At 65.0% G+C, this 9,758-nt stretch carries 7 protein-coding genes and 1 pseudogene; 2 read left to right on the top strand and 6 right to left on the bottom strand.

The annotated features are described in order from the left end of the window. Positions 1-1,453: DNA mismatch repair protein MutS (gene mutS, locus A5906_RS43690; protein WP_245326561.1), on the top strand; the 1,453-nt coding region annotated here is incomplete at its 5' end. 110 nt (positions 1,454-1,563) lie between these two features. Here mutS and A5906_RS02530 read toward each other — a convergent pair. From A5906_RS02530 to A5906_RS02555, 6 genes are all read right to left on the bottom strand, one after another. After that, positions 1,564-3,240: a methyl-accepting chemotaxis protein gene (locus A5906_RS02530; RefSeq protein ID WP_186465142.1), complete on the bottom strand. Its 1,677-nt coding sequence runs from the start codon at positions 3,238-3,240 to the stop codon at positions 1,564-1,566. A gap of 262 nt (positions 3,241-3,502) precedes the next feature. Further along, positions 3,503-4,312, bottom strand: coding sequence for a hypothetical protein (locus A5906_RS02535; protein WP_080133675.1), 810 nt, complete (start codon positions 4,310-4,312; stop codon positions 3,503-3,505). 154 nt (positions 4,313-4,466) lie between these two features. Beyond that, a complete protein-coding gene (locus A5906_RS02540) occupies positions 4,467-4,976 on the bottom strand; it encodes an OsmC family protein (protein WP_080133676.1) in 510 nt (169 codons plus the stop codon). A gap of 55 nt (positions 4,977-5,031) precedes the next feature. Next, the gene (locus A5906_RS02545; RefSeq protein WP_080133677.1) at positions 5,032-5,817 is read right to left on the bottom strand and encodes an ABC transporter ATP-binding protein; all 786 of its coding nucleotides are present in this window, start codon (positions 5,815-5,817) and stop codon (positions 5,032-5,034) included. A gap of 4 nt (positions 5,818-5,821) precedes the next feature. After that, positions 5,822-6,667 carry an ABC transporter permease gene (locus A5906_RS02550; RefSeq protein ID WP_080133678.1) on the bottom strand — a complete coding sequence of 282 codons (846 nt, stop codon included), beginning with the start codon at positions 6,665-6,667 and terminating at the stop codon, positions 5,822-5,824. A gap of 206 nt (positions 6,668-6,873) precedes the next feature. Continuing rightward, a complete protein-coding gene (locus A5906_RS02555; protein ID WP_080133679.1) occupies positions 6,874-7,845 on the bottom strand; it encodes an aliphatic sulfonate ABC transporter substrate-binding protein in 972 nt (323 codons plus the stop codon). Between the two features lie 188 nt (positions 7,846-8,033). Here A5906_RS02555 and glnD point away from each other — a divergent pair. Further along, positions 8,034-9,758, top strand: a pseudogene (gene glnD, locus A5906_RS43695) ([protein-PII] uridylyltransferase); the annotation flags it as partial.

A 9,758-nucleotide genomic window follows, 5' to 3' on the forward strand; every position in this document is an offset into this window, starting at 1 on the left:
GTTGCAGCGGCCATCGCGCGAGCTCGCGGCCGAGTTTGCGGCGGCGCTCGACGAGCAACTGCCGCTGATCAAGCGCGATGGCGGCTTCGTCCGCCAGGGCTACGAGCCCGCTCTCGATGAAGCGCGAAACCTGCGCGACGCCTCGCGCCTGGTGGTCGCTTCGATGCAGGCCCGCTATGCCGACGACACCGGCGTGAAGGGCCTGAAGATCCGCCACAACAACGTGCTCGGCTATTTCGTCGAGGTCACCGCGCAGCACGGCGACAAGCTGATGTCGTCGCCGCTGAACGCGACCTTCATTCACCGCCAGACGCTGGCTGGCCAGGTGCGCTTTACCACCTCCGAGCTCGGCGAGATCGAGGCCAAGATCGCCAATGCCGGCGACCGTGCGCTCGGCCTCGAGCTCGAGATCTTCGAGCGGCTCTGCGCCAAGGCGCTCGAGATCAGCGACGATCTGCGCGCGGCGGCGCAAGGTTTCGCACTGCTCGATGTCGCGACCTCGCTGGCAAAGCTGGCGATCGACGAGAACTATGTGCGGCCCGAGGTCGACTCCTCGCTCGCCTTCGCGATCGAGGCCGGCCGCCATCCCGTGGTCGAGCAGGCCTTGAAGCGCAATGGCGAGCCGTTCATCGCCAATGCCTGCGATCTTTCACCTACCCCGGCGCAAAAGTCAGGCCAGCTCTGGCTGCTCACAGGCCCGAACATGGCCGGTAAATCGACCTTCCTGCGCCAAAACGCACTGATTGCGCTGCTGGCGCAGATCGGAAGCTTCGTGCCGGCGACGCGCGCACGCATCGGCATCATCGACCGCCTGTTCTCGCGCGTCGGCGCGGCCGACGATCTCGCCCGCGGCCGCTCCACCTTCATGGTCGAGATGGTCGAGACCGCCGCGATCCTGAACCAGGCCGGCGAGCGCGCGCTGGTCATCTTAGATGAGATCGGCCGCGGCACCGCGACCTTCGACGGCCTCTCGATTGCCTGGGCCGCGATCGAGCATCTGCACGAGAGCAATCGCTGCCGCACCCTGTTCGCGACGCACTATCACGAGCTGACCGCGCTCTCGGCAAAACTGCCGCGCATGTTCAATGCGACGGTGCGGGTGAAGGAGTGGCAGGGCAATGTCGTGTTCCTGCACGAGGTGCTGCCGGGCTCGGCCGACCGCTCCTACGGCATCCAGGTGGCGAAGCTGGCCGGCCTGCCACCCGCGGTGATCACGCGCGCGAAATCCGTGCTCTCCAAGCTGGAGGCGCAGGACCGCGGTCAGACCGCGCGCGCGCTGGTGGACGATCTGCCACTGTTCGCCGTGCCCTCCCGCGCCGCCGCGGAAGCCGCGCCGCCGAGCGAGGCCGAGCTCCTGATGGACGCGGTGAAGGCGTTGCACCCGGACGAGATGACCCCGCGCGAGGCGCTCGATGCGCTCTATGCGCTGAAGGCCAGGCTGCCGAAAGCTTGACGAAACCGTAGGATGGGTTAGCCGAAGGCGTAACCCACCTCTTTGGTTTCCCGGCGACAGAGGTGGTGGGTTACGCTGTGCTAACCCACCCTGCGCTTCCGCGCGCCTGGCTACGCCCTCGCCGCGATCGCCGCTGCTTCCGCGGCGGCGCGCTGCATGCTGGTCGACATCTCGTTCGTGACCGTGCTCTGTTCCTCGACGGCGGCAGCGGTCGAGGTGACGTATTCGCTGACATTGTTGATCGCCTGCTTGATCGAGCCGAGCGCGCTGACGACGTCGCCGGAGATGCCGTTGAGGCTGCCGATCTCCTGGCCGATCTTGTCGGTCGCCTGCTTGGCCTGGTTGGCGAGGCTCTTCACCTCGGAGGCGACCACCGCGAAGCCGCGGCCGGCTTCGCCGGCGCGCGCGGATTCGATCGTGGCGTTGAGCGCGAGCAGGTTGATCTGACCGGTGATGTTGTTGATCATCTCGACGATGCCGCTCATCGCCTGCGCGGCCTCCGTGAGGCGCTGCGCCTGGGCATCGGCGGCGGCGACCTGGTCCACCGCGCTCATCGCGGTCTCGCGCGATTTGGTCATCGCCTCGGAAATCTCCCGCACCGAGGCGTTCAGCTCCTCCGAGCCCGCGGCGACCGATTCCATCATGCCGCGGACGCGCTCGTTGCCCATGCGGACCAGCACCTGCCGCGTGGTGTCGGTGGCATATTTCACGACCTTGAACGGTTTGCCGTTGAGATCGAGGATCGGGTTGTAGGAGGCCTGGATGTAGACCTCCTTGCCGCCCTTGCCGATGCGCTTGTATTCGGCAGCCTGGTACTGGCCGCGATTGAGCGCGGCCCAGAACTCGCGATATGCGGCGCTGTCGCGCTCGGCGGGCTCGACGAACATGCTGTGATGGTGGCCCTTGATCTCGGCCATCGAATAGCCGAGCGTGGCGAGGAAGTTGGCGTTCGCGGTGATGATCGTGCCGTCCATGTTGAACTCGATCACGGCCTGGGCCTTGTCGATCGCCGCGATCTGACCGGCGAGATCGGCGTTCTTCAGCTTTTCCGCCGTCATGTCCGTTGCATATTTGACGACGCCGAAAGGCTTGCCTTTCTCGTCGAGCAGCGGATTGTAGGAAGCGATAATCCAGACCTCGCGGCCGCCCTTGCCGATACGTTTGAATTCGCCGGCCTGATATTCGCCGCGGTTCAGCTTGGCCCAGAACTCGCGATAGGCGGCGCCATCGCGTTCGGCGGGGGCGACGAATATGCTGTGATGCTTGCCCTGGATCTCGTCGAGCGAATAGCCGAGTGCCTTGCAGAAATTCTCGTTGGCGGTGACGATTGTGCCGTCGAGCTTGAACTCGATCACGGCCTGGGCACGGCTGTTGGCAGCGATCTTCGAAGCGTCCGTCATGCTCCGGATCTTCTTCTCAGTGATGTCGGTCGCGATCTTGGCGACCATCACCGCCTTGCCGTTGCCGTCGAGGACCGGATTGTAGGATGCTTCGATCCAGATCTCGTGGCCGTCCTTCGCGATTCGCTTGAACTCGCGCGCCTGATACTCGCCCCGATTCAGTGCGGCCCAGAACGCCTTGTACTCGGCGGTGCCGCGCTGGTCGGCCGGCACGAACATGGAGTGATGCTTGCCTTGGATTTCGTCGAGCCGATAGCCGAGGGCATCGAGAAAATTCTTGTTGGCCGTGATGATCGTTCCATCAAGGTTGAATTCGATCATGGCCTGCGAGCGGCCAATAGCATCGAGCCGCGCCTGTGCATCGCTGTAGGACTTGCGACCGAACATCAAAAGAATCTCCATCTCGAAATAACACCGATGGGGACGTGCCCGTCGGAACCAGGGGATGTGACTGCGCGGCAACGATGCCGTATTTCCATCAACGGGTCCCGCCGGTCCGATCACTTTACGAGAGATCCGCCAAAATACGCGCAGATGGTGTCGGAAGCGGGTATGCAAATCGATTCGTACGGGAAAAGGTCGAACAAAGTTCTAATAGAAATGTCGGAAAGCGGCAGCGGGTGGCGCCATGTCGCGATTGTCCGTAGTCTCACGGCTCCTGCCGCGCCTTGTGCATCGCGCGTCGTCCAATCCCCCACAGCGTCAGATTCCAGGTGACGCAGGTGCCGAGTGCAAGAGTCAAACCGACCGCCGAGCCGAACTGCACCACCGCCACGTGCATGACGGCAATCGCCATGCCGAATCCGAGCAGCCCCCAGGCGGAATTGGCGAGCACCGCGGCCGTTGGTGGACCGCCGATGCGCGGATGCAGGATCACCATGATGCTGGAGAACACCACCGGATACAGCGCGATGATGCCGCTGATGCGGGGACCGACCCAGCCGGAGGTCGAGACCACGATGGCGACGAGGGTCGCGACCAGCGCGGCCCGCATCGGGACGTCGTACCAACGGCGCGTCACCAGCGGCATTTTCGCATGGCGATAGCCTGCGAGTAGCGGAATGCAGATGCCGAACGCAATCAGATTGGCGGCAAGACCGGCGGTGAGCGACCACTCGAACTGGCGGATGATCGAGGCCATCGCGATCCACACCGCGAAAGCGCTTCCGCAACTCACCAGGAGATTGTGCCGCTGCGACAGCACAACATAGGTGAGGCACATGAAGATCGTGGCCGCATTGACCGGGAGACTCGCCAGCGCGCCCTGCGCGATGAAGGCGGCGTCATGGTCGATCGCGAGGAAGACGTAGGAAGGACCGGCCGACACCGGCAAGGTCGCGATCAGCGCGCCGATCACCGGCCCCGAGCGCTCGGTGATGATCGAGGCCGTCACCACGAACGCAGCCGCGATCGCCATGCGCAGAAGAAGGAAGAGGAGAAAGTGGAGGTCGAGGGGCATTTCTTGTTTGTCGTCCCGGACAAGCGAAGCGCAGATCCGGGCCCCATAACCACAGGCTTCGCTGTGTTAGACGGTCGTCGTTACCAGCGTCGGAAACCAGAAGCCGCGGCGGTTATGCGCCCCGGCTTTCCCCGGGACGACACCGCTATCTGAGCTACATCCTTTGCATCGACACCGAGACCTTAGGACCATTCTTGATGGTCTGGTAGACCACGCAATAGCGCTCGGTGAGCTTGAGCAGCAGGTCGAGCTTGTCCTGCGGCGCCGGCGTATCGACCTCGAAGCGGAGGCGGATCTCGGCAAAGCCGACCGGCGTCTCCTTGTCGACCCCGAGCGTGCCGCGGAAATCGAGATCGCCCTCGGCATAGACGTTGCCGGTCTTGAGCGGCACCTCGATGGCGGTTGCGACCGATTTCAGCGTGACACCAGCGCAGGCCACCAGCGCTTCAAGCAGCATGTCGCCGGAGCAGAGCTCGAGGCCCGAGCCGCCGGTGGCGGGATGCAGACCAGCCATCGCGATGGCGCGGCCGGTCTCGACCTTGCACGCGATCCCTTCGCTGTCGGTGGAACCCTTGGCCTTCAACGTGATCAGCGCGGCCTTCGGATCGGCCTTGTAGCGCTCCTTGATCGGGGCCTGCATCTGGCGCAGTTCGGCGGCGTCCATTGTCGTTCTCTCCCGGAAAAATCGCCCCTCGATGTACCGGCTCGGAGAGACATTGTCACCACCACATGGCCTGACCGGGACCCTGGGTTGCGTCCCGGTCGGGCACGTTGCGGTCGAGCGAACGATCGAGTGACGTCAGCACACTCCGCTTGAAGGTCTCGAACAGCGGCGAATTACGTTCGCGCGGCCGGCCAAGATTGATCTCGATCTGATCGAACAGCCGGCCCGGCCGCGGTCGCATCACCAGCACCCGATCGGCCAGCACCACGGCCTCGTCGACGTCATGTGTGACGAGGATCAAGGTCGGCCGCGTGTCGGCCCAGAGATCGAGCAGATGATCCTGCAGATCCCTGCGGGTGAACGCATCGAGCGCAGAGAACGGCTCGTCGAGCAGCAAGACCTCGGGCTGCGGCACCAGTGCGCGGGCGATCGCGACGCGTTGCGCCTGCCCGCCCGAGAGCTCGCGCGGCCAGGCCTGTGCCTTGTCGGCAAGCCCGACGCGCTCGAGTGCGCGCGCCACCTTCGCGCGCCGCTCGGTGGCGGGCAGATCGGCGAGGCCGAAGCCGATGTTGTCGGCGACGCTGAGCCAAGGCAGCAGCCGCGGCTCCTGGAAGATGATGCCGATCTTGGCGTGCGGCGAGGCGATCGCCTCGTGATCGAGCGTCACCGTGCCGGAGCTGGCGCGGTCGAGGCCGGCGATGGCACGAAGCAATGTGGATTTGCCGCAGCCGGAGCCGCCGATGATAGCGATGATCTCGCCCTGCCTGATCTCGGCGGAGAAGCGCGCCAGCGCCTCAACGCCATTGGGATAGGTCTTGCTGACCCGGTCGAGCGCCAGCATCGCCTCACGCTCCCTTCGCGCGGAAGAAGGCGTCCTGCCAGCGTAGGAACGGCGCAGCCGCGACTTCGATCAGCCAGTCGGTGAGCTTGCCGAGGATGGCGAAGATGACGATGGCGGCGAGGATCTGCGCAGGCTTGCCGAGCTGCTGGCCGTCGAGCAGGAGATAGCCAAGGCCTTCGGAGGCGCCGATCAGCTCGGCGGCGACCACGAACATCCAGCCGAGACCCAGGCCGACGCGCAAGGACACGACGTAAGCCGGCAGCACCGCGGGCAGCAGGATGCGACGGATCATCGCCGGGCCGGAGAGACGGAAGGTGCGGCCGACCTCGACGATCTTGCGATCGACCGAGAGGATCGCGCCCATTACGCCGAGATACACTGGAAAGAACACGCCAACCGCGATCAGCGCGATCTTCGAAGTCTCGAAGATGCCGAGCCAGAGGATGAACAGCGGCACCCACGCCAGCGACGGGATCGCGCGCAGCGCCTGCACGGTCGGATCGAGCAGCCGCCGCGCCAGCGACCAGTACCCGGAGATCGCGCCCAGCAGCGTGCCCGCGACCACGCCGACGGCAAAGCCGAGCGAGACCCGCCACAGCGTCGCGGCGATATGGCGAACCAGCTCGCCCGAGCGGCCGAGCCCGGTGATGGTGGCGAAGACACGCGAGGGCGGCGGCACCAGCCGGCCGCTCGACCAGCCGGACCAGACCACGAGCTCCCAGCCGAGCGCGAGCGTGACCGGCAGCAGCAGCCCCAGCACCGGCCGGGCATAACGCGACAACCGCGACGGTGCGGCGGTGCTTTCGGCTGGTTCCGAAGTTTGTTGCAGAACTGGCGCGTCGGAGATCATGGCCGGTAGGAAGCGCGTCTGGTTGTGGAATGCAACACTACTATCGCCGCCCCTACCGCTGTCGTCCCGGCGAAGGCCGGGACCCATAACCACAGGGAGACGTGGTTACGGGGACTGGGAGTGACCGTCTTCGCCCCAAACTACTCTCTGGGATTATGGTCCCGGCCCTCGCCGGGACGACAATGGGAGTTTGCGCGCTGGCCGAACTAATTCGTCGGCAGCGGGACCTGGTCGTCGATCAGGGCATCGAGCGTCGCCTTCACGTCGACCTTGGCATCGACCACGCCAGCCTGTTGCAGCGCGAGGCCGGCGGCCAGGATCGACTCGCGCTGCGGCGCGCCGATACGGCTGTGGGTGAGCTCGGTGCGCTCCTTGAGCTGCTTGTCCACGACCGCCTCGGGAAGCTTGGTGACCGCGATGAAGGTCTTCTTCAGTTCGTCGTAGTTGGCCAGCGAATATCTGCGAGCCTCTTCATAAACCGCGAGCACGCGGCGGGCGGCGTCCGGATAGTCCTTCAGAAACTGCTCGCGCACATTGAGGATACCCCAGGTGTTGGCATCGGCCTTGCGATAGAACAGTTTGGCGCCTTCCTCGACCTCGGCCTGCGCCATCATCGGATCTAGCCCTGCCCAGGCATCGACATCGCCACGGATCAGCGCGGTCTTGCCGTCGGCGTGCTGGAGCAGCACCGGCGTGATGTCCTTTTCAGTCAGGCCGGCACCCAGCAGCGCGCGCACCAGGAAGATGTGCGGATCAGTGCCGCGCGTCACCGCGACGCGCTTGCCCTTCAGGTCGGCAACGCTCGCGATCCCGGAGTCCTTGCCCGTCACCAGCGCGGTCCATTCGGGGCGCGAATAGACGTAGATCGACTTGATCGGGTTGCCGTTGATCTTGGCCACCAGCGCCGCCGAGCCCGCAGTCGAGCCGAAATCGATCGAGCCGGCGTTGAGGAATTCGAGCGCCTTGTTGGACCCGGCCGACTGCACCCACGTGATGGTGATACCGTCCTTGGCGAACTCCTTCTCCAGCAGCCCCTTCTGCTTCAGCACCAGCGACACCGGATTGTAGGTCGCCCAGTCGATGCGGATTTCCTTGAGCGGATCGGCGGCGCGAGCCGCGGGGGTGATTGCGAGCGCCACAGCTCCCGCCAGCAGAATGCGTCGTGTAAGTCTGGTCATGCCCGGCCTCCTCCAAAACTTCGTTGTTTTTCAATGAGTTATATGTAGAGGTCAACGAGAAAATCCGCCCCTTGAAAGCGTGCCGGCTGAGAACAGATTTGCCCGAAGCCGGCCTTTTCCAGCACGGAACGACTATTGCCAGCGAATGACGGGTGACAGCGCCTGTCACCTCTTATATCCGGTGAGACATGGATAGCGTCGCAACTGAGCAGAAGCCTGAGCTGGACGATCGCTTCGACACCGCGCGGATCACCGCCGCCGTCGATGCGCTTGCCGAGAAGCACGAGGGACGCGAGGACACGTTCCGCACCGCCATGGCGCAATTGCTCAAGGCCGAGCTGATCGCGGCGCGCGCCGCCGCGCAGGCGATCCTGCTGAAGGACCGCCACGGGCGCCGCTGCGCCGAGCGGCTGTGCCATGTGCAGGACGAGATCATCCGCATCCTCTATTCGGCCGCGACCCGCCATCTCTACCGCTCGCCGATCCCGAGCGGCGCCGAGCGCATGGCGGTGGTGGCGACCGGCGGCTATGGCCGCGGCCTGATGGCGCCCGAGTCCGACATCGATCTGCTCTTCATCCTGCCCTACAAGCAGACCGCCTGGGGCGAGCAGGTCGCCGAAGCCATCCTCTATTGCCTCTGGGACATGGGGCTGAAGGTCGGTCACGCCACGCGCTCGGTCGATGAATCGATCCGCCAGGCGCGCGGCGACATGACCATCCGTACCGCGATCCTGGAGACGCGCTTCCTCACCGGCGACCAGCCGCTCTATGACGAGCTGGTCGAGCGCTTCGACAGGGAAGTGGTGCAGGGCACCGCGTCCGAATTCGTCACGGCAAAGCTCGCCGAGCGCGAGGAGCGACATCGCCGCGGCGGCCAGTCGCGCTATCTGGTCGAGCCGAACGTCAAGGATGGCAAGGGCGCGCTGCGCGACCTGCATACGCTGTTCTGGATCGCAAAGTACGTCTACCGCGTGCGCGACACCGACGAGCTGGTCGAGCGCGGCGTGTTCGACGCGCAGGAATATCGCAGCTTCCGCCGCTGCGCCGATTTCCTCTGGTCGGTGCGCTGCAATCTGCATTTCTATTCCGGCCGCGCCGAAGAGCGCCTCTCCTTCGACCTCCAGCGCGAGATCGCGGTGCGGCTCGGCTACACCTCGCATCCCGGCATGCAGGACGTCGAGCGCTTCATGAAGCACTACTTCCTGGTTGCCAAGGAGGTCGGCAACCTCACCGCCATCCTCTGCGCCAAGCTCGAGGACCAGCAGGCCAAGCCCGCGCCGGTGCTGAGCCGGGTGATGGCGCGGCTGCGGCCGACTGCAGTGAAGCGGCGCGTCCCCGACAGCGACGACTTCATCGTTGACAACAACCGCATCAACGTCGCCGCGCCCGACGTCTTCAAGCACGATCCGGTCAATCTGATCCGCATCTTCCGCCTGGCGCAGAAGAACAACCTCGCCTTCCATCCGGATGCGATGCGCGACGTGACGCGCTCGCTCGGATTGATCAACGCGCAGCTGCGCGAAAATCCCGAAGCCAACCGGCTGTTCATGGAGATCCTGACCTCCAACGACGCCGAGACCGTACTGCGCCGGATGAACGAGACCGGCGTGCTCGGCCATTTCATCCGCGCCTTTGGCAAGATCGTGTCGATGATGCAGTTCAACATGTATCATCACTACACCGTCGACGAGCACCTGATCCGCTGCATCGGCTTCCTGCAGGACATCGAGCGCGGCGGCATCGAGGAGTTTGCGCTGGCCAGCGACCTCATGCGCAAAACGAGACCCGAGCACCGCGCGGTGATCTACATCGCAACGCTCCTGCACGATGTCGCCAAGGGCCGGCCCGAGGACCACTCGATCGCCGGCGCCAAGGTGGCGCGGCGGCTGTGCCCGCGGCTCGGCTTCAGCCCC

Source organism: Bradyrhizobium sacchari, assembly GCF_002068095.1.
Taxonomy (GTDB): domain Bacteria; phylum Pseudomonadota; class Alphaproteobacteria; order Rhizobiales; family Xanthobacteraceae; genus Bradyrhizobium; species Bradyrhizobium sacchari.

Excerpts from the sequence above, each read along its gene's own strand:
- A5906_RS02540 (WP_080133676.1), bottom strand. The coding sequence starts at position 4,976 with ATGGACGCCGCCGAACTGCGCCAGATGCAGGCCCCGATCAAGGAGCGC.
- A5906_RS02530 (WP_186465142.1), bottom strand. The coding sequence starts at position 3,240 with ATGTTCGGTCGCAAGTCCTACAGCGATGCACAGGCGCGGCTCGATGCT.
- A5906_RS02555 (WP_080133679.1), bottom strand. The coding sequence starts at position 7,845 with ATGACCAGACTTACACGACGCATTCTGCTGGCGGGAGCTGTGGCGCTC.
- A5906_RS02545 (WP_080133677.1), bottom strand. The coding sequence starts at position 5,817 with ATGCTGGCGCTCGACCGGGTCAGCAAGACCTATCCCAATGGCGTTGAG.
- A5906_RS02550 (WP_080133678.1), bottom strand. The coding sequence starts at position 6,667 with ATGATCTCCGACGCGCCAGTTCTGCAACAAACTTCGGAACCAGCCGAA.
- A5906_RS02535 (WP_080133675.1), bottom strand. The coding sequence starts at position 4,312 with ATGCCCCTCGACCTCCACTTTCTCCTCTTCCTTCTTCTGCGCATGGCG.